Origin of the sequence: Streptomyces sp. NPDC057287 (assembly GCF_042667905.1) — a bacterium.
GTDB lineage: Bacteria > Actinomycetota > Actinomycetes > Streptomycetales > Streptomycetaceae > Streptomyces.
The window spans coordinates 426,016-448,762 of the sequence record NZ_JBHUYV010000005.1; the positions used below are offsets into that span (position 1 = coordinate 426,016).

At 71.4% G+C, this 22,747-nt stretch carries 16 protein-coding genes and 5 pseudogenes; 10 read left to right on the plus strand and 11 right to left on the minus strand.

Annotated elements, in window-relative coordinates:
• Window positions 1-241 precede the first annotated feature (241 nt).
• Complete coding sequence (locus ACFUNE_RS12665) at window positions 242-2,110, plus strand: serine hydrolase (protein ID WP_383565637.1); 1,869 nt, start codon at window positions 242-244, stop codon at window positions 2,108-2,110.
• Window positions 2,111-2,343: 233 nt separating this feature from the next.
• Here ACFUNE_RS12665 and ACFUNE_RS12670 read toward each other — a convergent pair whose 3' ends face one another.
• Entirely contained in the window at window positions 2,344-2,964 is a 621-nt protein-coding gene (locus tag ACFUNE_RS12670) for a TetR/AcrR family transcriptional regulator (RefSeq protein WP_383565639.1), read from the minus strand.
• 112 nt (window positions 2,965-3,076) lie between these two features.
• Here ACFUNE_RS12670 and ACFUNE_RS12675 point away from each other — a divergent pair, with 112 nt between their 5' ends.
• From ACFUNE_RS12675 to ACFUNE_RS12685, 3 genes and pseudogenes are all read left to right on the plus strand, one after another.
• Window positions 3,077-3,874 carry a siderophore-interacting protein gene (locus ACFUNE_RS12675; RefSeq protein WP_383565641.1) on the plus strand — a complete coding sequence of 266 codons (798 nt, stop codon included), beginning with the start codon at window positions 3,077-3,079 and terminating at the stop codon, window positions 3,872-3,874.
• 12 nt (window positions 3,875-3,886) lie between these two features.
• Window positions 3,887-4,981, plus strand: coding sequence for a pyridoxamine 5'-phosphate oxidase family protein (locus tag ACFUNE_RS12680; protein ID WP_383565643.1), 1,095 nt, complete (start codon window positions 3,887-3,889; stop codon window positions 4,979-4,981).
• A gap of 114 nt (window positions 4,982-5,095) precedes the next feature.
• Window positions 5,096-5,277, plus strand: a pseudogene (locus tag ACFUNE_RS12685) (DUF664 domain-containing protein); the annotation flags it as partial.
• An 82-nt stretch (window positions 5,278-5,359) separates the two neighbouring features.
• On the opposite strand, the pseudogene ACFUNE_RS12690 reads toward ACFUNE_RS12685, so the two are convergent.
• Window positions 5,360-5,590: pseudogene (locus tag ACFUNE_RS12690) on the minus strand (hypothetical protein); the annotation flags it as partial.
• A 668-nt stretch (window positions 5,591-6,258) separates the two neighbouring features.
• Between ACFUNE_RS12690 and ACFUNE_RS12695 the strand changes: the two are divergent.
• Entirely contained in the window at window positions 6,259-7,653 is a 1,395-nt protein-coding gene (locus ACFUNE_RS12695) for an endo-1,4-beta-xylanase (protein ID WP_383565645.1), read from the plus strand.
• 186 nt (window positions 7,654-7,839) lie between these two features.
• Here ACFUNE_RS12695 and ACFUNE_RS12700 read toward each other — a convergent pair.
• Window positions 7,840-8,631 (minus strand): annotated as a pseudogene (locus tag ACFUNE_RS12700) (LacI family DNA-binding transcriptional regulator); the annotation flags it as partial.
• A 231-nt stretch (window positions 8,632-8,862) separates the two neighbouring features.
• On the opposite strand from ACFUNE_RS12700, the pseudogene ACFUNE_RS12705 reads away from it, so the two are divergent.
• A pseudogene (locus ACFUNE_RS12705) lies at window positions 8,863-8,919 on the plus strand (hypothetical protein); the annotation flags it as partial.
• A 39-nt stretch (window positions 8,920-8,958) separates the two neighbouring features.
• On the opposite strand, the gene ACFUNE_RS12710 reads toward ACFUNE_RS12705, so the two are convergent.
• Complete coding sequence (locus tag ACFUNE_RS12710; RefSeq protein WP_383565647.1) at window positions 8,959-10,533, minus strand: phytoene desaturase family protein; 1,575 nt, start codon at window positions 10,531-10,533, stop codon at window positions 8,959-8,961.
• A 150-nt stretch (window positions 10,534-10,683) separates the two neighbouring features.
• Between ACFUNE_RS12710 and ACFUNE_RS12715 the strand changes: the two genes are divergently transcribed.
• Entirely contained in the window at window positions 10,684-11,310 is a 627-nt protein-coding gene (locus ACFUNE_RS12715; protein ID WP_383565649.1) for a DinB family protein, read from the plus strand.
• A 20-nt stretch (window positions 11,311-11,330) separates the two neighbouring features.
• On the opposite strand, the gene ACFUNE_RS12720 is transcribed toward ACFUNE_RS12715, so the two are convergent.
• The 4 genes and pseudogenes from ACFUNE_RS12720 to ACFUNE_RS12735 form a co-directional block, all read right to left on the minus strand.
• Complete coding sequence (locus ACFUNE_RS12720) at window positions 11,331-13,601, minus strand: tetratricopeptide repeat protein (protein ID WP_383565651.1); 2,271 nt, start codon at window positions 13,599-13,601, stop codon at window positions 11,331-11,333.
• Window positions 13,602-13,635: 34 nt separating this feature from the next.
• Window positions 13,636-14,021: pseudogene (locus ACFUNE_RS12725) on the minus strand (DUF2236 domain-containing protein); the annotation flags it as partial.
• A gap of 99 nt (window positions 14,022-14,120) precedes the next feature.
• A complete protein-coding gene (locus ACFUNE_RS12730; RefSeq protein ID WP_383565653.1) occupies window positions 14,121-15,278 on the minus strand; it encodes a methyltransferase in 1,158 nt (385 codons plus the stop codon).
• Between the two features lie 70 nt (window positions 15,279-15,348).
• Window positions 15,349-15,561, minus strand: coding sequence for a hypothetical protein (locus ACFUNE_RS12735; RefSeq protein WP_383565655.1), 213 nt, complete (start codon window positions 15,559-15,561; stop codon window positions 15,349-15,351).
• 212 nt (window positions 15,562-15,773) lie between these two features.
• On the opposite strand from ACFUNE_RS12735, the gene ACFUNE_RS12740 reads away from it, so the two are divergent.
• Entirely contained in the window at window positions 15,774-16,595 is an 822-nt protein-coding gene (locus ACFUNE_RS12740) for an endonuclease I family protein (protein WP_383565657.1), read from the plus strand.
• Between the two features lie 3 nt (window positions 16,596-16,598).
• On the opposite strand, the gene glsA is transcribed toward ACFUNE_RS12740, so the two are convergent.
• Together glsA and ACFUNE_RS12750 are read right to left on the minus strand one after the other, a co-directional pair.
• A complete protein-coding gene (glsA, locus tag ACFUNE_RS12745; RefSeq protein WP_383565659.1) occupies window positions 16,599-17,951 on the minus strand; it encodes a glutaminase A in 1,353 nt (450 codons plus the stop codon).
• A gap of 52 nt (window positions 17,952-18,003) precedes the next feature.
• A complete protein-coding gene (locus ACFUNE_RS12750; RefSeq protein WP_383565661.1) occupies window positions 18,004-18,498 on the minus strand; it encodes a DUF1269 domain-containing protein in 495 nt (164 codons plus the stop codon).
• Window positions 18,499-18,635: 137 nt separating this feature from the next.
• Between ACFUNE_RS12750 and ACFUNE_RS12755 the strand changes: the two genes are divergently transcribed.
• Window positions 18,636-19,751 carry a chemotaxis protein gene (locus tag ACFUNE_RS12755; protein ID WP_383565663.1) on the plus strand — a complete coding sequence of 372 codons (1,116 nt, stop codon included), beginning with the start codon at window positions 18,636-18,638 and terminating at the stop codon, window positions 19,749-19,751.
• 111 nt (window positions 19,752-19,862) lie between these two features.
• Window positions 19,863-20,270: a hypothetical protein gene (locus tag ACFUNE_RS12760; RefSeq protein WP_383565664.1), complete on the plus strand. Its 408-nt coding sequence runs from the start codon at window positions 19,863-19,865 to the stop codon at window positions 20,268-20,270.
• Between the two features lie 81 nt (window positions 20,271-20,351).
• Here the strand turns inward: ACFUNE_RS12760 and ACFUNE_RS12765 are convergent, their stop codons facing one another.
• On the minus strand, window positions 20,352-22,736 hold the full coding sequence (locus ACFUNE_RS12765) for a phosphoketolase (RefSeq protein ID WP_383565666.1): 2,385 nt from the start codon (window positions 22,734-22,736) through the stop codon (window positions 20,352-20,354).
• Window positions 22,737-22,747 lie beyond the last annotated feature (11 nt).

The window sequence follows — 22,747 nt, forward strand, 5'->3', positions numbered from 1 at the left end:
CCGGAGCGGCTGTGTCGGACGCCGGCCACGGGGTGCCCCGGCGTGCCCCGGGGCCGGGCCGCCTTCCGGTCGTCCCGGCAGGCCCGCGCCTGACGGGCTTTCAGTTTCTTGTTCCGCAAGGACCTCCCGCGAGCGGCGGCCGTGACAGTAACCTCTGCCTCGGCAGGAAGTTTCATCACCGTACGAGATTTCGAAAGTTACTTTCGCGCAGGTGCTTTCGACGTGAGGGGAAGGGTTCCGGATGGCCGGAGACGTGTCGGACCGAGGAATGAGCCGTCGGAGGCTGGGCGGCGGGATACTGGCGCTGGGCGGGGCACTCGCCCTCGCACCGATTCCCTTCGCCGGGGCAGCGGGAGCGGCGGTCGGCGCCGGTCGGGGCACGGAGCCGTCCGGCGGCGGGGCCCCGGCATCGGGAACCGGGACGGGCATGGGATCAGAGCGGAGCCGGCCGACACTGCGCCGCGGAACGGCGGCGCGCGCCGGACTGCTGGCGGACCAGCTCGGCCAGCTCGTCACCGACGCGGAGAAGTACCTCGCCGACTCCCCCACGCACCCCTGGTACGCGGGCGCGGTCCTGCTCGCGGGCCGGGGCGGGACCGTGGCGCTGCACCGGCCGATCGGGAAGGCCGTGCGCTACTCGGCGTACGACGAGAAGACCGACACCGGGGTGGAGTTGCCTCCGGACCAGCAGATCGCGATGGCCGAGGACACGGTCTTCGACCTGGCCTCGGTGTCCAAGCTGTTCACCTCGATCCTCGCCGTGCAGCAGATCGAGCGCGGCGCGCTGGAGCTCGAGGCCCGGGTCGCCTCCTATCTCCCCGACTTCGCGGGCGGTGGCAAGCAGGACGTCACCGTCCGTCAGCTGCTCACGCACACCTCGGGCTTCCGGGCCTGGATCCCCCTCTACAAGGAGCCGACCCGGGAGGGGAAGCTTCGTCTGATCTGGGACGAGATTCCGTCCTCGGCTCCAGGTACGAAGTACCTCTACTCCGACCTCAACCTCATCTCGCTGCAGCTGATCCTGGAGAAGATCACCGGCCGCACCCAGGACGTCCTGCTCCGCGACGAGATCACCGCTCCGCTCGGGATGCACCGCACCCGGTACAACCCGCCCGCGTCATGGAAACCGAAGATCGCCGCTACCGAGGACGCCCGGCTGCCCTGGTCGGGACTGGAGCGCGGGATGATCCATGGCGAGGTCCACGACGAGAACGCGTACAGCCTGGGCGGGATCGCGGGCCACGCCGGCGTCTTCTCCTGCGCCTGGGACCTGGCCGTCCTGGCTCGCACCCTGCTGAACGGAGGAACGTACGGCAGGTCCCGGATCCTGTCCGAGGAATCCGTGGAGCTGTTGTTCACCGACTTCAACACCGCGTTCCCCGGCGACGAGCACGGTCTCGGCTTCGAGCTCTACCAGCACTGGTACATGGGCGCGATGGCCACCCCGCGCACGGCGGGCCACACGGGCTTCACCGGCACCAGTCTCGTCCTCGACCCGACGACGGACTCCTTCCTGATCGTCCTGGGCAATTCCGTCCACCCGGTGCGCAACTGGCGCTCGGGCAGCGCACCGCGGGTGGCCACGGCCAACCGCATGGCGCGCGCGGTACCCGTCCGCCCGGCCAGGGGCGGCACCGCCTGGTTCTCCGGCATGACGAGCGCCGCCACCGCGACGCTCACGCTGCCCGCACTGCGCCTCGTGTCCCCGCGTCCGTTGCTGAGCTGCGACTTCTGGTGGGACACCGAGCCTGCTTCGGATGCCCTCCTGTTGGAGGCCTCGTCGGACTCCGGAACGACGTGGCAGCCCCTGGCATTCACCACGGTACCGAAGGAGGGTGAGCACCCCCGGGAGTCCCGCCCCCATCCGGACGGTTCGGTCTCGGGCTATTCGGGACGCCTCTGGCACCGGATGGAGGCTGACCTGAGCACGCTGCGGGGTGCGGAGGCGCGGCTGCGATGGCGCTACACCACCGACCAGTTGTACGTCGGGCGCGGAGTGTACGTGGACGGCATCCGGGTCGAGGACGGCGGCCGCTCGCTCTTCGACGAGCGAAGGCCGGGTGACGCCCGACGCGTAGAGGCGACGGGCTGGACACCTTCCCTCGACTGACCGGGCCGGGCGGAGGACGAGCCCTGGAGCGGAAGGACGAGCCCCGGAGGGGGACCTGCTCCAGGGACACCCGGTGAGGAGGCGTGGTGAGCGGCGGGTCGGGATCCGCACCCGACCCGTCCCCGCGTCGGCGGAACACGTGGCAGGCCGCACGGCGTGGTGCCCGAAGGGGGGACTTCGATCCCCCCGGCCTCGACGGACGAACGCGTCTGCGTCGCGGCGCAAGCGGGCGGCTACCGATCGCCACGCAGGTAGCGCGTGACCATGTCGACCAGTTCGCTCTCGAACGTCTCGACCGGGATGGTCTGCGGGTCGGCCATGAGCTTGTGCGTGTTCAGCTCCACGGTGAACACGATCAGCTCGGCCGCGGTGTCGAGGTCACGCACGCGGACGTCCGGGTGCCGGGCGAGGAGGTCACGCACCTGACCGACGCGGTTCCTTCCGTGCCGGTCGATGGTGTCGAGCAGCTCCTGCGAGAGCGTCGCCTCCTCGATCATGATCCGTAGCAGCTGTGGATCGTCGCGGTGGTTTTCGATCGCGTCACCGACCAGTGCCCGCACCGTAGCTTCCAGTGTCCCGGCTGACAGATCGAGCCGGTCGGCCTGTGGCCAGGTGCCGCGGTCGAGATGCCGTACCACCAGCTCCGCGAGGACGGCGTCCTTGTTCGGGAAGTACTGGTACAGCGAGCCGATGGAGATGCGGGCACGTTCGGCGATGCGGTTGGTGGTGCCGGCGGCGTAGCCGTACTCCGCGAAAACGTGAGCAGCGGCAGTGAGGATGCGCTCGCGGGTGAGCTCGGCTCGCGCCTGGCGAGGCTTGCGACGTGCTTGGAGACGGCGGTCGGCCGGCGGCATCCGGAGGCCCTCCTCGGTGCGTGGAAAGCGAGTAGCCAAAGAGATGAGTTATTGCTCAGAATAGTGCCATGAGCTGCGAAGACAAGTCATCGCCCGATGTGAGGGGCGGGTCGTGATCCCCAAGGTGTACCTACCCGGGTCACGCACGATGATCACGCTGGAGGTGCGCCGCCGCGCGTTCCTCACGCCGGGCTTCGCGAGCGTCACCCTCGGCGGCCCCGCCGTGCGGGACCTGGAAGTCGCAGGCAGGGACCAGGCGGTCCGCCTGTTCTTCCCCCGCGAGGGACAGACCGGATTGCGCATGCCGACCCTCTCGAACGAGGCATGGATCGCCCAGTTGCTGCTGGTACCGAAATCGGCCCGCCCGTGGGTCCGCAACCTGACGATCCGGCGCGCGCGGCGCGCGGACGACGAGATCGACATCGAGTTCGCCCTGCACGGTGACTCGCCCATGTCGTCCTGGGTGCGCCGGGCCGAGCCGGGCGATCCGGCCGGGATCTTCGACATCGGCACCACGTACCGGCTGCCCGAGCACGCCGAGGCGCAACTGCTGGTCGGTGACGAGACCGCTCTGCCCGCCATCCTGTCGATCCTCGACGGGACACAGCTGCCGCCCACGGACGTCTACCTGGAGGTGGCTGCCGCGGCCGACATCCGGCCCGTGGAGGCGCCCGCCGGTGTCCGTATCGACTGGTTGAGCCGTGACGACGCAGATCTGCGGCCCGGCACCCTGGCACTGGAGGCGGGACGCCGCGCGACGCTGCCGTCCGGCCGCTTCTACACATGGGTAGCGGGCGAGTCCGGGCTGGCGACGTCGGTGCGGCGGCATCTGGTCGACGACCGGGGCGTACCCAAGCGCGACATCTCGTTCATCGGTTACTGGCGTCTGGGCCGGTCCGCTCCCGCCTGAGAGGAAACTTCTGTGCAGCAGACAGACCTGTCGAACACCCCGCGACGGCTGACGACGGCGGACGAGGTCGAGACGATCGTCGGCCGTCCTGCCCCGGTGGTCCTGCTCAAGCAGGTCAGCGCCCTCGACGAGGGCTGCCGGGCCGTCCTCGCCCGGTGTCCGGTAGCAGCCCTCGGCTACCGGGACGCCGAGGGCACCAGCAGGACGACGTTCATCGGCGGCGCCCCGGGATTCGCACGCGTCCACTCGCCCACGCGCGTTTCGTTCGAACTGCCCGGGTCCGGCGACCCGCACGGTCCGGTCTCCTGCTTCTTCCTGCTGCCGGGCGTCGGAGAGATCCTGCGCGTCAACGGTTCGGTGACCGCGCGGAAGGAACGGAGGGTGATCGTCGACATCGAGGAGGCCTATGTCCATTGCGCACAGGCCGTCCTCCGGTCCCGCCTGTGGAAGCCGCCCACCCCGCCCGGCCCGGCCGACGCCGGGATCGCCGGTGCCGGCCCCCTGTGCCGGCCCGGCGTCGCCGAGTTCCTCGGCGCGGCACCGTTCCTCGCACTGTCCACGTGGGACTCGTCCGGCGGGAGCGACACGAGTCCGCGCGGGGACCGGCAGTCGGTGGCGCGGATCCTGGACGGCCGCACGCTCGTCATGCCGGACAGGAAGGGCAACAGGCGCGCCGACACGCTCCACAACCTGCTGCAGGACGAGCGGCTTTCGTTCGCCGCGCTCGTTCCGGGGCGCAGTGGTGTGCTGCACGTCCACGGCCGCGGCACGATCACCGACGATCCCGCGCTGCTGGAGACGATGGCACTGCGCGGGGTGCCCCCGCATCTGGCGCTGCTCATCGAGGTCGAGCACGCCGAGGTGACGGAGAACGATGCAGTGGCGCGCTCACGGCTGTGGACCCCGGAGGCTCACCCAGACCGTGGCACGGTGCCGGACCTGATGGCGCTGGCAGGAGAACATCTCGCCGCCCGGTCGGCCGACGCCGAGGGCGGTCCCCCCGCATTCCTGCTCAAGGCCATCACGGGGATCCCGGGGATGACCCGGTTGTTGCGCCTGGTGATGAACCGTCTCTACCGTTCGGGGCTGCGGAAGGAGGGCTACTAGGTTCTGTCCGGCGGGTCTTGCGGGCCGTGCCGGCCCTGGGCGGTGGCTGCACGCCTGCCTGCACGGCTTCCGAATCACGCGACACCGGCCCCGAGCTGTGGAGCCTCACCTGCGATGACACAACGAACCGATACACCCCCGCGTGGGACGAGCGTACGCAGCTGGCCACCTTCCTGGATCACGCCCGTGACACGGCGCGGGCCAAGTGCGAGGGCGTGTCCGAGGAAGACGCCCGTAAGGAACCGCTCCCGAATTCACCGTTGATGACGATGTGCGGGCTGATCAGCCACCTGCGGTCCTCCACCTCATCGATGAGATTTCCCGCCACGACAGTCACCTCGATGTCGTACGTGAACTCGTCGACGGGCAGACCGGCGTTCAGCTTCTGCCTGGCATCGGGGGCGGAGTCTGATCGAGGCGAGGGCGAACCGTGCCGTGGAAGACGTGGAGGCGTTTGTCGGACCTCGTGGCCACGGCCCGGAAGTCCTTGAGGGCATCGATCGGTCGCTCAACTTCGCGCCTCCGCCCGCAGATCGTCCTGTTGAAGCCGGCGGGTCGACCGCCTTCGCTGCCCCGGCGTCGGCGGTCGGCCCACCGGTTCCCCGGTTCCCCGGTTCCCCGGTTCCCCGGTTCCCCGGTTCTTCGAGTCGGGGACGGTGTATTTGCTCTGGCGCCGGCGGAGGCGCCCATGCTCATGCCGACGACCCGAGACCGATACGGTCACAAGATCCACCGGACAGGCCCTGGGGCAGCGCCCGGCGGATCTTGAGCAAGGGCGACTGGAGCGTCCCCGCTCCACGTGGGCACGGTGGTGGTCGAGCCCGGCGGGGACGCTGCTCAGCGCGGGACCGAGGCTGCCGATGCCGGGCTCCGGCACGGCGGAAACCGCGGCGGTCGCGTGCCTCGCGCTTCCCGTTCAACCGCCCCGAAGGACTTCCGAAACTTTCGCCGCACTCGAATGTGATGACGCGGATCTACGACGCATAGCGACCGCACGTCACCAGCAGCGCACCATCTACGCAGGTAGAGCCCTCAACTCCCTTCAGATGAGCGCTTGTTCACTCGGAAATGTTTCGGAAATGCAGCGTTGACGCGACTTCCTGTTACGCGCATACTCTCCCTCGCTCCCCTTGTTCCACAGCTCGCCCTCCCGTCGGCACGGATGCCCCCGGGGGCGTCCGACGACGGCTGCACAGCACCTCGAACGGTCCGCATCCCCCTGCCCGGGCGACCAGTCCGAACCGCCCGGCAACCGGAAGAAGAGGCTGGAATACGTGATGGTCCAGAATTCCCCCGGCGGAGTCCCCACCCGCCCGAAGCTGCCGGCCCGCGCGCGACGGGCTCTGTCACTCGTCACCGCCGGCGCACTCGCCGCAGCAGGTGTCGTCGCTCTCGCCGGCAGTGCCGAGGCCGCCGGTGCGCTCGGTGACGCGGCGGCTGCCAAGGGTCGCTACTTCGGCACGGCGGTGGCGGCCAACCACCTCGGCGAAGCGGCGTACGCCTCCACGCTGGACGCCCAGTTCGACTCGGTCACACCCGAGAACGAGATGAAGTGGGACGCGGTCGAGAGCTCCCGCAACTCGTTCAGCTTCTCCGCCGCCGACCAGATCGTCAGCCACGCCCAGACCAAGGGCATGAAGGTCCGGGGTCACACGCTCGTGTGGCACTCACAGCTTCCCGGCTGGGTGAGCGGCCTGGGTGCCACCGATCTCCGCTCGGCGATGAACAACCACATCACCCAGGTGATGACCCACTACAAGGGCAAGATCAACTCGTGGGACGTGGTGAACGAGGCGTACCAGGACGGCAGCAGCGGGGCCCGGCGCAGTTCGCCGTTCCAGGACAAGCTCGGCAGCGGCTTCATCGAGGAGGCGTTCCGTACCGCCCGTACGGTCGATGCCGGTGCAAAGCTCTGCTACAACGACTACAACACCGACGGTCAGAACGCGAAGAGCAACGCGGTCTACGCCATGGTGAAGGACTTCAAGGCGCGCGGTGTCCCGATCGACTGCGTGGGCTTCCAGTCCCACTTCAACAGCAACTCGCCCGTCCCGTCCGACTTCCAGGCCAACCTGCAGCGCTTCGCCGATCTCGGTGTCGACGTACAGATCACCGAGCTGGACATCGAGGGTTCCGGGTCGGCGCAGGCCGCGAACTACACCAAGGTGGTGAACGCCTGCCTGGCCGTCACGCGGTGCACGGGCATCACGGTCTGGGGTGTCACGGACAAGTACTCGTGGCGCAGCAGCGGCACTCCGCTGCTCTTCGACGGCGACTACAACAAGAAGCCCGCCTACGACGCGGTGCTCGCCGCGCTCGGCGGATCGAGCGGAGGTGGTGACAACGGCGGCGAGGACGGCGGCGGGAGCACCGGCGCCTGCACCGCGACGTACACCCAGACCTCGACGTGGAACGGCGGGTACAACGGGCAGGTGACCGTCAAGGCCGGCAGCGCGGGCATCACCAGCTGGTCGGTCCCGGTGACCATCCCGTCGCCCCAGTCGGTCTCCGCCGTCTGGAACGGCACACCCACCACCTCGGGCGGCGTGATGACGGTCAAGCCCGCCTGGAACGGAACACTGGCGGCAGGCGCCTCGACGAGTTTCGGATTCACCGTCACGACGAACGGCAACACGGCGGCACCCGTCGTCGGCACCTGCACGGCCTCCTGAGCAGCCCCAGCCCGCTCCGGCTCCCGGCGGTACAGGACACGGCGGGGCCCGCACCCCGCCCGCCCTGTCTCCGGCCGGACGGGACGGGGTGCGACGAACCCGCACTCGTGCACCCCGTCCTCCGAAGCGCTCCGCCCCGCCCCGCCGGTCAGCCGGCCGGGCGGGGCGGAGCGTCGTCGTGTCCCGTCAGCCGGCCGCTCGGCCACCGGCTCCCGTGGCCGCCAGCGCCGGAGTGGCGGCAGCCGCCGGAGCCGCGGCGCCGGCCGGTACACCGGACACGGCCGGCACCGGCGCGGGTGCCGTCGACTCGCGCACGACCAGCCGGGGCCTGATGAGCAGGGAGCGCCCGGCTGCGGGCGCGGAGTCGATCCGGGCCGTCAGCTGCTGGAAGGTCTCCGCGGCCATCTCCGGCAGCGGCTGGCGGACCGTGGTGAGCGGTGGCTCGAAGAGGTCGGCGAGCGCGATGTCGTCGAAGCCGACCACCGACACGTCCTTTCCCGCGCCGCGCCCGGCATCCCTGGCGCCCCGGCAGATCCCGATCGCGCACATGTCGTTGATCGCGACGAAGCCGGTGGGCGGGTCGGGCCGGGACAGGAGCTCCCTGGCCGCGTTCCGGCCCAGCTCCGCCGCGTCCTTGTCCCCGAACTCGGTGGTGTCCGCGCCGGGCCAGACGATGGCGTCGGCCGGGTCGAGACCGGCCGCCTCCAGGGCCGACCGGAACCCGCTCAACCGCTCGCGCCGGTTCACGCTGTTGACGGAGCCCGAGACGAAGGCGAGCCTGCGGTGGCCCAGCTCGACCAGGTGACGGGTGGCAAGCTCCGCGCCCATCGCGTTGTCCACACTGATGCTGGCCAGTGACGACGGGTCACCCGCCTGCGCGGTCCGGTCGAAGGCCACCATCTTCAGTCCCCTGCTGAGCAGCGGCGCCATGTGGTCGAGCGAGGGCAGCGAGGAGCAGAGAACCACACAGCTCACCCCGTCGGCGAGGAGACGGCAGGACGGTCACGGTGGCTCTCTCCGACCCGACACAGCTGCGGTCCTCGGTGGTTCTCGACCTCGCCCGGCCCGGTCTGACGGTCGCCGCCGCTGACCCCGGGATCCGCGCCGCCGTCACGGGCCGGGGGCTCCGGATCACCGCCGATTCCGCCGGCCTGCACGGCGCGACCCTCACCCTGACCCTGAAGAGGAGCTGGACCCTTGCTGTTCGACATGCCCCTGGAGCGGCTGCGCGCGTACCGGCCGGAACCCGAGGAACCCGCCGACTTCGACGCGTTCTGGGTCCTCTCGGGCCTCTCAGGCCCGTGGTCACCGGCCCAGCGCCGCCATGGCGGCGTTGTGGCCGGGCACCCCGCTGACCCCGCCGCCGCGCACCGCGCCCGCTCCGGACAGCAGCACGTTGGCGTGGGCCGTCTCCACACCCCATCGCCCCGTCTCCCCGGTGGCGTAGGGGAAGGAGAGGTCCCGGTGGAAGATGTGGCCGCCGGGCAGCCTCAGGTCCCGCTCCAGGTCGAGGGGGGTCTTCGCCTCGATGCAGGGCCGTCCTTCGGAGTCGAGGGCCAGGCAGTCGGCGACCGGCTCGTCCAGATGGGCGTCGAGTTCGGCCAGGGTGGCTTCGAGGAGGCGGGCGCGCGTCGCCTCGTTGTCCGCCGTGAAGAGCCGGGCGGGGGTGTGCAGTCCGAAGAGCGTGAGGGTCTGGTAGCCGCGGGCCACGAGGTCGGGACCGAGGATCGACGGGTCGGTCAGGGAGTGGCAGTAGATCTCGGAGGGTGGTGACCCGGGCAGCCGTCCGGCCGACGCCTCACGGTATGCGGTGGCCAGCTGCTCGTACCCCTCGGCGATGTGGAACGTCCCGGCGAAGGCCCGGTGCGGGTCCACCGTGCGGTCACGGAGCTTCGGCAGCCGCGTGAGCAGCATGTTCACCTTGAGCTGGGCCCCTTCGGCGGGGGCGGGCGGCTCCTCGCCGAGGAGTGCGGACAGGGCCTGGGGCGAGGCGTTGACCAGGACCTGGGCCGCGCCGACGACGTGTTCGCCGTCGGGTGAGCGGACGGTGACCTCGGCGCGGGTTCCGTCGGTCTCGATGCGGGTCGCCTCGTGCAGGACACGGATCTCGGCGCCGGCCGAGCGGGCCGCCGCGGCCAGGGCGTCGGTGAGCGCTCCCATGCCGCCGACCGGGACGTCCCAGTCACCCGTGGAATTGCCGATCACGTGGTAGAGGAAGCAGCGGTTCTGGACGAGGGACGGGTCGTGGGCGTCGGCGAAGGTGCCGATCAGCGCGTCGGTGAGCACGACTCCGCGGACGAGGTCGTCGGCGAAGTTCTCCTCGACGGCGACACCGATCGGCTCTTCGAACAGCAGGCGCCAGGCCTCCGCGTCGTCCACGCGTGCCCGCAGTTCACCGCGGGCCGGCAGCGGTTCGGTGAGGGTCGGGAACACGCGCTCGGCGACCCGCCCCGTCATCCCGTAGAAGCGCTGCCAGGCGTCGAACTCCCGGTCGTCCCCGGTCAGGGCGGCGAAGGAGTCCCGGGTGCCGTCACCCCCGACGAGCAGCCCGGCCGGCCGGCCTCCGCGCGTCGTCGGGGTGTACGAGGAGACCGTGCGCTTCCGTACGGCGAAGTCGAGGCCGAGCTCACGGACGATCTTCCGCGGGAGGAGCGAGACGAGGTAGGAGTAGCGGGAGAGCCGGGCGTCGATCCCGTCGAAGGGCCGGGTCGAGACGGCCGCTCCCCCGGTGCTGCCGAGACGTTCCAGGACGAGCACGGACCGTCCGGCGCGGGCGAGGTAGGCGGCGGCGACCAGGCCGTTGTGGCCTCCCCCGACGATCACGGTGTCGTAGGCGGCGTGCGCGGGCCTGCCGGGTGGGGCCGTCTCGTCTGCGGGCATGCCTCTTCCTAGCACGGGACGATCGCTGCTGGACAGAGGTGCCGGCTCACCGCGGACGGGCCGGGCACCGGAATCCGTTGGCCGCCCGGAGCCCGCTGTGGCAGGGTGCTGGCCCGAGCAGGTCCTTCCACGCCCGTCACAGGAGATTCCATGGACACGCCCGCGCGTCTGACCCCGCTGCTCGAGCAGTTCGACTGGGCGTGCGAACGCCTGACCAACCGGTTGGCGGGGCCCTTCGTCGACAGCGGCAACGGCACGGACGTGGAGGCCCCGGCGCTGACCGACGAGGAGTACCTGTGGGAGCCGGTGCCGGTGTGCTGGTCGGTGCGTCGTCACAGCGCGGGGCCCGGGCCGGGCGCTGCATCCCTGACGGGTGCGGGCGAGTGGGGGCGCGACACGGCACCCTTCCCCCACCCCTCGCCGCCGCCCTTCACCACCCTCGCGTGGCGGCTGAGCCACCTCAGCGAACTGCTGACCCTGCGTGCCGACCACACGGCGGGCGACCACGGTCTGACCAGGGAGGACTACCGCGTGGCGGGGAGCGCCAAAGGGGCGCTCGCGGACTTCGCAGCCTCGGCGGCCGCGTGGCGTGCGGCGCTGATCGGGGCGGACGACGCCGCGCTCGACACGGTCGGGTACAGCACCTACCCGTACGGCAGCGATCCCGAGGACCCCTTCCTGGACATCGTGTGGTGGGTCAACCAGGAGCTGCTGCACCACGGAGCGGAGATCGCGCTGCTGCGTGACCTCTACCGGGTGCGGGGCGGCCTGACCTGACGGGCGGTCCGGCCCGACGGTCAGTGCGGCGGCATCCCGCGCCGGCGCCTCAGGTCGGCGACCCGCCGGTAGATTTCGACCGCCTCCGTGCCGCGTCCGAGCTGTTCCAGGCAGTGCGCCTCGTCGTTGCGGCTCGCGAGAGTGTCGGGGTGGTCGGAGCCCAGTACCCGTTCCCGGATCCCGGCGACCGTACGGTAGTCGGTGAGCGCGTCGGCCCAGCGGCCGAGCCAGCCCAGCCCGACGGCCACCTCGCGACGGCTGACGAGCGTGTCCGGGTGGTCGGGCCCCAGGGTGCGCTCGCGGATCGCGCAGACCTCCCGCGACTCGGCGAGCGCCTCGTCCCAGCGCGCCATGCGGCCCAGGTTGACGCCGAGGCCGTGCCGCGCGCGCAGGGTCTCGGGGTCGGCGGGACCGCTGATGCGGGCGCGGTCCCCGGCCAGCGCCCGGTACAGCTCCAGGGCCTCGGCGCTGCGGCCCAGTCTGCCGAGGCTGATGCCCACCTCGTAGCGCGCGGACAGGGTGTCGGGGTGGTCGGAGCCGAGAGCGGCGGCGCGTGCCTGCGCCACGTCGCGGTAGGTCTGCAGGGCCTCGGTCCAGCGGTCCAGCCGTCCGAGTGTGTAAGCCACTTCGTACAGCGTGACGAGGGTGTCCGGGTGTCCCGCGCCGAGCAGACGGCTGCGGGCGTCCGCCACCTCGCGGGCCATGCGGTACGACTCCTCCAGGCGGCCCAGCCTGCTGAGGTTGAAGGCGAGGTTGTGGCGACAGCGCAGGGTGTCGGGATGGTCGGGGCCCATGGAACGCTCCCGCGAGGCGAGCACCGCGGCATAGACCTGGTGGGCCTCGAAGTGGCGGCCGAGCTGGCCGAGGACGTACGCCGTCTCCTGGCGGGCGGCGAGGGTCTCGGGGTGGTCGGGACCCAGAGCGCGCTCGCGGCCGTCGGCCACCAGGCCGAACTCCCGCAGCGCGTCCAGGGGGTGTCCCGTGCGGCTGAGGGTGAATCCGACCTCGTACCGGCTGGCGAGGGTGTCGGGGTGGTCGGGGCCGAGAGCGCGCTCGCGTTCGGCGGCGACCGCCCGGTGTACGTCGCCCGCCTCCTCCCAGTGGCCCAGGCGGCCCAGGTCGAGGCCCGCGCTGTGCCGTCCGGCCAGAGTGGCGAGCAGTCCGGGTGCCGGGGTGGCAGGCAGTCCGGGCGCCGGGGTGGGGCGCCCGGGCTCAGCCTGCGGGAAACCGCCGGTGAGTGGCTGGCCGGCCCCGGTCGTCCACGCCCCGGTCAGTGCGGCCGCCCGCTCGATGGCGGCCGTACCCGGGTACGCCGTACCGCTCACCCTGTGGCCGGTGGTCATGCCGCGGGTCCAGGCGGGCAGTTGTGGCGCCCGGCCACCGGGGTGGCGGACGGGCACGGGCGGCGAAGGACGGACCCGCCCGGCCGCCGGCTGCTCGCCGGTGCGCCCGAGCGCGATGCGCTGCCGCAGGTCACCGGCGTCCGCCGGCCGCTCGGCCGGCGTCTTGGCCAGGAGATCCAGGACGACCTCGTCGAAGAACCCCGGGAGCTCGGCACGGTGGGAGCGCGGCGGCTCGGGGACGGTGTCGCGGTGCCCGACGAGCACGGCCCAGGCATCGTCCATGTCGAACGGCGGGACGCCCGTGGCGATCTCGTACAGCACACAGCCGAGCGAGTAGAGGTCGCTCCGGTGGTCGACCTCCCCGCCGCTGATCTGCTCCGGCGACATGTAGTGCGGGGTTCCCATGGCGATGCCCGTGCCGGTGAGCCGGGAGGTGAAGCCGATGTCGCGGCCGAGCCTGGCGATGCCGAAGTCGCAGATCTTCACCGCCCCGTCGTTGAGCCGCATGATGTTCGCGGGCTTGAGGTCCCGGTGCACGATGCCCTGCCGGTGCGTGTAGCCGAGGGCATCGGCCACCTGCTCCGCGATGTCGACGACGTCGTCCACGGGCAGCGGGTGCTGCTTGTTGTCCTCCAGGAGCTGGCTGAGGTTACGTCCTTCCAGCAGTTCCATGACGAGGTACAGGACGCCGTCCGACTCACCGAAGTCATGGACGACGGTGACTCCGCGGTGCTGGAGCCCCGCGGCCACCCGGGCCTCGCGGCGGAAGCGCTCGCGCAGTATGCGGGTGAAGTTCTGGTCGTGCTGCGGGCCCACCGGCTTCAGGCACTTGACGGCCACCTGCCGGCCGAGCGATTCGTCGCGCGCACGCCACACCTCGCCCATGCCTCCGCGCCCGATCATGTCGAGCAGCCGGTAGCGGCTCTGGATCAGCCTGGTGTCCGCCATCGCCTGTTGCCGCCCCCGTCTGCTTCACTGCCCGCTACCGCTGTCGCGCCCTCCCCGGCCCGTCCAGTATGGCTGCCTGTCTGCGGAGTTTGTACGGGGCGGGTCGGCTGCCGGGCCGAGCCGGGCCATCGCCTTCACGATGTGCCCGGGCGGCAGGCGCCGGCGGAGGCGGGCGGGAATGCAGCGCAGGGCGGTTCCCGCGGTGCGCAGGCGGCGGTCGACCGTCGCCCGGGACGGTGCGGCTCTGCCGTACAGCTCATGGGCGTACACGGGCAGGGAGTCGTGGGCGAGTGCGGCCACCCGCCGCCGGAGCAGGGTACGCGCGGGCGCCAGCAGGGCGGGGACCGGGGGGTCGCGCAGGAAGTCGTCGACGTCGGACGCCTGCGGGCCCGCGGCGAGCAGAGGCCGGACGCGTTGGAACATGCATACCCCGAACCGGGCCGTACGTCCGCGCCTGCCGGTTCCGCAGCGAACGCCCGGGCGTTCCCCGCGGAACCGGGACGGCCTCCCCGGCGCGAGTCAGCGCTTGACGGCCCGCAGGACCACGAACTTCGGGTCACCCGCGACGGTCACGCAGTTGCCGAAGATCCGGCGCAGCTGGGTGTGGTAGCCCAGGTGCCGGTTGCCGACGACCCACAGCTCCCCGCCCTGGCGCAGCGCGGAGCGTGCCCCGTGGAACATGTTCCGGGCGGTGGCGTCGGTGACCGCCTGGTGCGAGTGGAACGGCGGGTTGGTGAGGACGAGGTCCACGCTTCCCGGGGGCACGTCGCCCATCGCGTCACCGACCAGGAACTCAGCCTCGGCGTCCGGCCCGGCGTTGTCGCGGAAGGTCGCTTCGGCGGAGGCGACGGCCTGGTAGGACTCGTCGATGAAGGTGACGGCGGCATCGGGGTTGTCGAGGGCCGCGGACGTGCCGACGACGCCGTTGCCGCATCCGAGGTCGACGACGCGGTCGGGCCCCGACCGGTCGGGGAGGTGCTTCAGGAAGAAGCGGGTCCCGATGTCCAGGCGTTCGGCGCAGAAGATCCCGGCGTGGTTGGTGACGGTACGGCCTGAGACCGCGCCGACGTCGTCGGGGAGGTCGTAGTGGTAGGGCCACGGGCTGGGGGTCCTGGGCAGGGCCGGATCCGGGGTGCAGAAGATCAGTCGCGCCTTCTTCACCGCGAGGGAGGTGCGGGTGGGGCCGATGATCCGCTCGAACAGTTTGAGAGTCGAGGTGTGGATCTCCTTCACCATGCCGGTACCGATGACGACGGTGCCGGCGTGCACGGCGGGCGCGAGCCGGTGGAGCTGGTCCTCCAGGAGCGCGAGGCTCTTGGGCACCCGTACGAGCAGCAGGTCGACCCGCTCCGGCGGCGTGTCGCGCACGGAGAGTACGCGTACCGAGTCCGCTGCCGCGCCGTTGCGCGCGAGGTTGGCCTCGGTGGCTCGCCGGGCGAGGTACGAGTCGGTGATCTGCACGGGGCTGTGCGCGGCGAGCGCCGTGGTGAGCGCGCCCCAGCGGTCTCCGACGACGGCCACGGTGCCGGCGAGCGGGACCGGCTCGCTCCCCTCCGCTCCTTCCAGCCGGCGCAGGAGGTACTCGTCGGCGGCGTCCCACGCACGGAGCGGGTCGCGCGGGTTCTCGGGAAAGCGGGCGAGATCGAATTCGCCCTGTGACGTCGTCAAACGGTTCATATTGCGTTCAGGCTAACCGAGTGGCGGGGAGCGCCCCGCACGCTCCCCACCCCGTGAAGGCCGCCCGGGTCTACGGGAGCCGCTTGTCCATGGCCGACCGGCCCTCCTCGGACAGCCTGCGCCGTGCCCACTCGAGGCTCTCGGGAGTCAGGTCCCGCCCGGAGGCGAGCACCAGGTCCTCCGCGGTGGGCTGATCGTTGCCGCCGGTGTGCAGCAGGCGGTCGGGGGTCACCCCCCGAGACTCCGGCGCGGATACGGATACGGATTCGGACTCTTCGCTCATACCGCCTCCTCGTCCTTGCGGCAATTCTCGCGCCGGGGCGGCGTCCGCGCATCCGTTGCCCCCATGGGCCCGGAAGAGCTGTCACTTGACTTGCACATGATGACTACGCAACGTTCACACTACCGGCACCGTGCGTGTGGAAGGCTCCCGGTCGAGCAGACAGTATCCGGCCACCACGACACCGTTTCGCCGCTCCGGAGAGGACACCCCACATGTCCGTTCGCCGCCGTTTCTACGCGCGTCCACTACTCGCCACCGCCGCCTCGATCGCCGTTCTCACCGGCGTCGCCGCCACCGCGCCCGCCGCCACCCCCTCGGCCGCCGGCTCCGCGTCGCCGGTCGCCGCACTCGACGACACCTACTACCAGGACGCCCTGGGCAAGACCGGCACCGCGCTCAAGAGCTCGCTGCACACGATCATCAGCGACCAGACCACGCTCTCCTACAGCCAGGTGTGGGACGCCCTCAAGGCCACCGACGAGGACCCGGCCAACTCCTCCAACGTGATCCTCCTCTACACCGGCCGCTCGCAGTCCAAGAGCGAGAACGGCGGCGACTCCGGCGACTGGAACCGGGAACACGTCTGGGCCAAGTCCCACGGCGACTTCGGTACCGCGACCGGACCCGGCACCGACATCCACCACCTGCGCCCCGAGGACGTCCAGGTGAACTCCGTCCGCGGCAACAAGGACTTCGACAACGGCGGCAGCGCCGTCCCGGGGGCCTCCGGCAACTACACCGACAGCGACTCCTTCGAACCGCGCGACGCGGTCAAGGGTGATGTCGCCCGGATGATCCTCTACATGGCGGTGCGGTACGAGGGCGACGACGCCTTCGCCGATCTGGAGCCGAACGACAGCGTGAGCAACGGATCGGCCCCGAACATCGGACGGCTCTCCGTGCTGAAGCAGTGGAGCCAGGAGGACCCGCCGGACAGTTTCGAGCAGAACCGCAACGAGGTCATATTCGAGCAGTTCCAGCACAACCGGAACCCGTTCATCGACCACCCCGAGTGGGTCGAGGCCATCTGGTAGGGCTCAGCCCGGTCCTGCCATGACCTCCGTGCAGTGTGCGGCGGCCTCCTCGCGGGAGCCGAAGCGCGGCAGGTCCTGGCCGGTCCGCTCCCGGACCAGGTCCGGCGGGCCCAGACGGGCGCCGGGATCGACGACCGCCGCACGGCGCCCCTCCCGGGCGAGCCGGGACAGACCGGCGTGCAGGAGCGCGAGGGCGAGGGGATCGACGCCGGTCACCTCGCGCAGGTCGAGCACCACCGGCCCGGCCTGCTCCGGGCCCGACTCGTCCAGGGCGTACAGCACGCGCTCGGCGGCGGTGAAGTCGAGGGCGCCCTGGGCCGCGACGACGCCCACGCGTTCCCGCAGGACGCGCTCCCGCAGGCCCGGCGGCGCCGAGGCCAGCGCGTCGGCGGTGGTGACCAGCGTGACGGTGGACCCGGGCAGCGCCGGGTTCCTCATGAGGTGGAGCCCGAGTTGCTCCGAGAGCGCGCCGATCGCCGCACGGCCGCGCACCGAGGTACCCGCCGTGTCCAGCAGGGGGCTGTAGGCGGCCAGACCGAAGCGGGCAGGGCCGGCGGCGATCAGGCCGCCCGACACCCCGCTCTTGGCGGGCAGTCCGACCCTCAGCAGCCAGTCGCCGGAGACGTCGTACATCCCGCAGGTCGCCATGACCGCGAGGACCTGTGCCGCCACCTGCGGGGACACGACCCTCTCCCCGGTGACGGGATTGACCCCGCCGTGGGCCAGGGTGGCGGCCATCACCGCGAGGTCGACGGTGGTGGCCCGCACCGCACACTGCCGGAAGTAGGTGTCCACTGCGGCCACCGGATCGACCGGCAGCGTCCTCGTGCTCCGGACCAGATAGGCGAGCGCCCGGTTGCGGTCGCCGTTCGCGGCCTCGGAGCCGTACACGTCCTCGTCGACGTCCAGCTTCCGCCCGGCGAACCGGCTGAGGCAGGTCAGGATGCGGTCGAACGCGGGAGCCTCACGGGTGTCGGGGACCAGGGCGGTGGTGACGATGGCGCCTGCGTTGACCATCGCGTTGGCGGGCCGGCCGGTGCCGGGTTCCAGACTGATGGCGTTGAACGCCTCACCGCTCGGTTCGGCGCCCACACAGCGGCCCACCTCGTCGAGTCCGAGTGAGGCCAGCGCGGCGGCGTAGACGAACGGTTTGGACACCGACTGCAGGGTGAAGGGCGTGTCCGCCGCGCCCGCGCTGTAGGCGTGCCCGTCCATGCTGACCACTGCGAGGCCGAAGTCGTCGGGATCGGACAGTGCCAACTCCGGGATGTAGTCGGCCCGCCGGCCGTCGCGCACTCCGGCGAAGCGCCGGTGGAGATCGCGCAGCGCGTCCGTGACGGCCTCGGACGCGCTCACCGGCGGCCCGCCGGGTCCCGCACGGCACCCGCGAGGAGGGCCTCCCCCGCCGTCATTCCGCCTCGTCGCCGAAGATGTCGCGGAGCTTGGCCTCACGCTCCGTGTCGAGGTTGCTGTGGAGCAGTTCGGCTCCGCCGCCCGGCAGCGACTCGCTGATGCGGCTGGGCACCTCGTCCATGGTGAGCAGGAACAGCGCCGACGTCCCGGGGGTCACCTTCTGCTTGACCTCGGCGATGAACTCGTCGTCGATGCCGACGTCGGCGAGCCGTCCCCCGAGCGCCCCGGCCGCTGCGCCGATCGCCGCCCCCAGCAGCGGCATCAGGAAGATGAGCCCGAAGAGCATCCCCCAGAAGGTGCCGCTCAGAGCGCCCGCACCGACGAGGTTGAGCAGCTGCTTCGTCCTCGGCTTGGAGCGCTCGGCCGGCCAGGTCACGACGGCGGCGTCGAGGATCTTGACCAGCCCCTCCTTCTGGAGGGACTTCAGCGCCGTCTCCACGCTCTCCGCGCCCTCGGCCGTCCCGAACTTCCACACAGTGAGCGTGGACATGGCTCGCACCTCCACAAGAGAAGGGAATAACTCGCCCATATTAGGATCGAAAGGTATGAATTGACTCGTCGAACGACCCGCTCCGCAGCTCGGGGCGGATCCAGCACCGCGGACCCAGAGCCCTCCGGGAGGGAACGATGGATACGGACGCCCTGACGCCGGACCTGTTGCAGAGACTTCGCGCGACCAGGCCCTATCCGGCCCTGTCCCTGACGATGCCGACGCACCGCCGGGCGCCGGACAACGCCCAGGACGCCGTGCGCCTGCGGAACCTCGTGGCCGAGGCCGGCAGCAGACTGGACGCCGACCCCCGCGTGACCGGCGAGGCCCGGGCCGCCGTGAAGGCGCAGCTCGACCGCGCGGTGGCCGAGGTGGACCAGCGCCGCGCCCTGGAGTCGCTGGTCATCTTCGCCGACACCGACGAGTACCAGATCTGGCAACTGCCGCGCACCGCACCCGAACGAGTGGTCCTGAGCGACAGCTACCTCACCCGCAACCTGGTCGCCGCCAAGGCCGGAGCCCAGCTGTTCTGGGTCCTCGCCCTCTCCGCGGAGCACGCCTCCCTGTTCTCGGGCACGAACGACGGCCTGCGCCCCGAGAAGAGGAGCGGATTCCCGCTCACGGCCCCGCACGAGGAGCCCAACCCGCAGCGCGAGGAGCGGATCGGCGACACCCCGAGCACCTACAGCAGCGAGGACGCGCGCAACTTCCTGCGCACGGTCGACGAGAAGCTGCGCACGGTCCTGGCGGCGGACCCGCGCCCGTTGTTCGTGGTCGGCCTCCCGCCCGCGCTCTCCCTTCTCGACGAGGTGGGCGAGAGCGCGAAGTCCGCCGTCGGGAGGGTCCCGAAGGGGACGACCGCGGAGACGACCGTGCCCGAGCTGCTCAAGGAACTGGGCCCGGCCCTGAAGGGCTGGCGCGAGCAGGCGGCCGCCCGGATCCGGGAGCGGCTCGACAACGCCCACAGCAGCCGCTCGTTCGCCGGCGGACTCGACGAGGTGTGGCAGGCCGTCCGGGAGGGTCGGGCGGGCCTGGTGGCGGTCGAGGAGCACTTCGAGCAGACGGTCAGGGTCACCGACGGGCATCTGGTGCCGGTGGGCCCGGACGTCACGTCGGCCACGGACGGCCAGGTCCGCGAGGACATCGTCGACGAGCTCGTCGAAGCGGCCCTGGACAACGGCTGCGAGGTGTCGTTCGTCGCCGACGGCTCCCTCGCGGGCCACGACCGGCTCGCAGCGGTTCTTCGATTCTGACCGCGTGTCCCTACGTGAGGATTATGTGAATTCTGTCTAGGTTTGGCGCTCCGAAGTCGATCACACCGCGTTGATCTCGCTGATCACGTCGTGCACGAAGGAGAGCCATTCATGGACCGATTCAGGCGCGCCTCGGCAGCAGCCCTGCTGACAGCGGTGGCACTGGCCGGCGCGGTGGGCGGGGCGGCGGCGTCCTCCGGTGTTCCCGCGCCGCCGTCCGGGGAGCGCGCTCAGGACCTGGCGTCCCGGCCGGCCCTCTCCGCCTACGCGACCGCACGCAGCGTCGCCGCGTGGGAGGAGTTCCGCATCCACGGCTCCGCCCGCAACCTCGGTTCCGGCACCTCCGTCACCCTGCAGCAGAAGCAGGGCAAGCGCTGGGTGTCCCTGCCCGCCACGGTGAAGACCCTCGGCAGCGGCGAGTACAGCCTGCGCGTGAAGCTGGGCATGAAGGGCGAGAACGCCCTCCGGATCATCGGCGGCGGGGCCGTCTCGCCCGTCGTGCGCACGATCGTCGGCTGAGCATCCCTCGACCGCACTCCGGCCGGCCTGCTTCCTCGCAGGCCGGCCGGAGTGCGTCCGGGGGGATCACCGCCGCGCCGGTCAGCCCTCCCAGACCCAGTCGGCCACCTCGGGCAGGTCCGTTCCGTGCTCCCGGATCCAGTCGTGGTGGCGCGTACGGGCATCCGCCATCGCCTGACGCACGGCCACGGCCCGGACCCCCAGACCGGGCACCCGGTCGACCACGTCCATGACCAGCCGGTACCGGTCCAGATCGTTGCGGACCACCATGTCGAACGGCGTGGTCGTGGTCCCCTCCTCCTTGTAGCCCCGGACGTGCAGGTGGTCGTGGACCGCACGCCGGTACGCGAGACGGTGCACCAGCCAGGGATAGCCGTGGTAGGCGAAGATCACCGGCTTGTCCCGGGTGAACACGGAGTCGAACTCCGCGTCCGGCATCCCGTGCGGGTGCTCGTCGTGCGGCAGCAGCCGGGTCATGTCGACGACGTTGACCACGCGCACGGCCAGTTCGGGGAGGTGCTGCCTGAGCAGCCCGGCCGCGGCCATCGTCTCCAGCGTGGGTACGTCCCCGGCGCACCCCAGCACGACGTCGGGCTCGCGGCTGCCGTCCTCGGTGCCGGCCCATTCCCACACCCCGGCCCCCCGCGCGCAGTGCGCGCGGGCCTCGTCGAGCGTGAGCCAGTCGAAGCCGGGCTGCTTGCCGGCGACGATCACGTTGACGTAGTCGCGGCTGCGCAGCACGTGATCAGCCGTGGACAGCAGGGTGTTGGTGTCCGGCGGCAGGTAGACCCGGACGACCTCGGGGCTCTTGTTGAGGATGTGGTCGACGAAGCCGGGGTCCTGGTGCGAGAAGCCGTTGTGGTCCTGACGCCAGACGTGCGAGGTGAGCAGGTAGTTCAGCGAGGCGACGGGCGCCCGCCAGTGGAGCCGGCGCGAGGTGCGCAGCCACTTGATGTGCTGGTTGACCATCGAGTCGACGATGTGGGCGAAGGCCTCGTACGAGGAGAACAGGCCGTGCCGTCCGGTGAGGAGGTATCCCTCCAGCCAGCCCTGGCAGAGGTGTTCCGAAAGCACTTCCATCACCCGGCCGTCGCGGGCCAGGTGCTCGTCGGTCGGAAGGATTTCCGCCTGCCACGCCTTGCCGGTCGCCCCGTAGAGCGCGCCCAGGCGGTTGGACTCGGTCTCGTCGGGGCCCACGACCCGGAAGTCCCTGCGGCCCGCCGTGGCCGCCATGACGTCCTGGAGCAGCTCGCCCAGGACCCGCGTGGGCTCGTGCAGGACCGTCCCCGGCTTGTCGACCCGCACGGCGTGGCGCTCCAGGGGAGGGAGCGGCAGATCACGCAGGAGCAGCCCGCCGTTGGCGTACGGCGTCGAGCCGAGCCGTGCCGCGCCCTCGGGCACGCAGTCCAGGACCTGGGCGGTGGGCCGGCCCTCGGAGTCGAAGAGCTCGCGGGGCCGGTAGGAGCGCATCCACTCCTCGAGCTGGCGCAGGTGGTCGGGGTTGTCCCGGACACCGGGCAGGGGGACCTGGTGGGCACGCCAGGTGTTCTCGACGGGGAGCCCGTCCACCACCTCGGGCCCGGTCCAGCCCTTGGGGGTGCGCAGCACGATCATCGGCCAGCGAGGACGCGCGGACGCGCCCCCGTCGCGGGCCGCTCGCTGGTACTCCCCGATGCGGTCCAGTGCGAGGTCCATGGCGGCGGCCATGGCACGGTGGACGGCTTCGGGCTCGTCCCCCTCGACGTGGAGCGGGTCGTGGCCGTATCCGCGCAGCAGCGCGTCGAGTTCGTCCTCGGGCAGCCGCGCGAGCACCGTCGGGTTGGCGATCTTGTATCCGTTGAGGTGGAGGATCGGCAGGACGGCCCCGTCGTGCACGGGGTCGAGGAATTTGTTGGAGTGCCAGGACGCGGCGAGGGGCCCCGTCTCCGCCTCGCCGTCCCCGACGACGCAGGCGACCAGGAGGTCCGGGTGGTCGAAGGCGGCTCCGTAGGCGTGGGTGAGCGCGTAGCCCAGCTCGCCGCCCTCGTGGATGGAGCCCGGGGTCTCCGGGGCGACGTGGCTGGGCACACCACCGGGGAAGGAGAACTGCTTGAAGAGGGCGCCCATCCCTTCGCGGTCCCGGCTGACATCGGGATACGTCTCCGCGTAGCTGCCCTCCAGCCAGGAGTTGGCGAGGACGGCGGGGCCGCCGTGACCGGGCCCCCAGACGCAGAGCGCCTGCCGGTTCCGTTCCTTGACGACCCGGTTGAGATGGGTGTGGACCAGGTTCAGCCCGGGTGAGGTGCCCCAGTGGCCGAGCAGCCGGGGCTTGATGTGCTCGGGGGCCAGCGGCTCCTCCAGGAGCGGGTTGGCCATCAGGTAGATCTGGCCGACCGCCAGGTAGTTGGCGGCCCGCCAGTGCGCGTCGAGCGCCGCGACCTCGGTGTCGGACAGTGCGGTCGCGGGCGGTGTGCGGGCGTCGGTCATGAGGCGTCTCC

What these genes read in the sequence shown, in the direction of transcription:
- ACFUNE_RS12665 (WP_383565637.1), top strand. Translation starts at nt 242, where the DNA reads ATGGCCGGAGACGTGTCGGACCGAGGAATGAGCCGTCGGAGGCTGGGC.
- ACFUNE_RS12670 (WP_383565639.1), bottom strand. Translation starts at nt 2,964, where the DNA reads ATGCCGCCGGCCGACCGCCGTCTCCAAGCACGTCGCAAGCCTCGCCAG.
- ACFUNE_RS12695 (WP_383565645.1), top strand. Translation starts at nt 6,259, where the DNA reads ATGGTCCAGAATTCCCCCGGCGGAGTCCCCACCCGCCCGAAGCTGCCG.
- ACFUNE_RS12710 (WP_383565647.1), bottom strand. Translation starts at nt 10,533, where the DNA reads ATGCCCGCAGACGAGACGGCCCCACCCGGCAGGCCCGCGCACGCCGCC.
- ACFUNE_RS12715 (WP_383565649.1), top strand. Translation starts at nt 10,684, where the DNA reads ATGGACACGCCCGCGCGTCTGACCCCGCTGCTCGAGCAGTTCGACTGG.
- ACFUNE_RS12720 (WP_383565651.1), bottom strand. Translation starts at nt 13,601, where the DNA reads ATGGCGGACACCAGGCTGATCCAGAGCCGCTACCGGCTGCTCGACATG.
- ACFUNE_RS12730 (WP_383565653.1), bottom strand. Translation starts at nt 15,278, where the DNA reads ATGAACCGTTTGACGACGTCACAGGGCGAATTCGATCTCGCCCGCTTT.
- ACFUNE_RS12735 (WP_383565655.1), bottom strand. Translation starts at nt 15,561, where the DNA reads ATGAGCGAAGAGTCCGAATCCGTATCCGTATCCGCGCCGGAGTCTCGG.
- ACFUNE_RS12740 (WP_383565657.1), top strand. Translation starts at nt 15,774, where the DNA reads ATGTCCGTTCGCCGCCGTTTCTACGCGCGTCCACTACTCGCCACCGCC.
- ACFUNE_RS12750 (WP_383565661.1), bottom strand. Translation starts at nt 18,498, where the DNA reads ATGTCCACGCTCACTGTGTGGAAGTTCGGGACGGCCGAGGGCGCGGAG.
- ACFUNE_RS12755 (WP_383565663.1), top strand. Translation starts at nt 18,636, where the DNA reads ATGGATACGGACGCCCTGACGCCGGACCTGTTGCAGAGACTTCGCGCG.
- ACFUNE_RS12760 (WP_383565664.1), top strand. Translation starts at nt 19,863, where the DNA reads ATGGACCGATTCAGGCGCGCCTCGGCAGCAGCCCTGCTGACAGCGGTG.
- ACFUNE_RS12765 (WP_383565666.1), bottom strand. Translation starts at nt 22,736, where the DNA reads ATGACCGACGCCCGCACACCGCCCGCGACCGCACTGTCCGACACCGAG.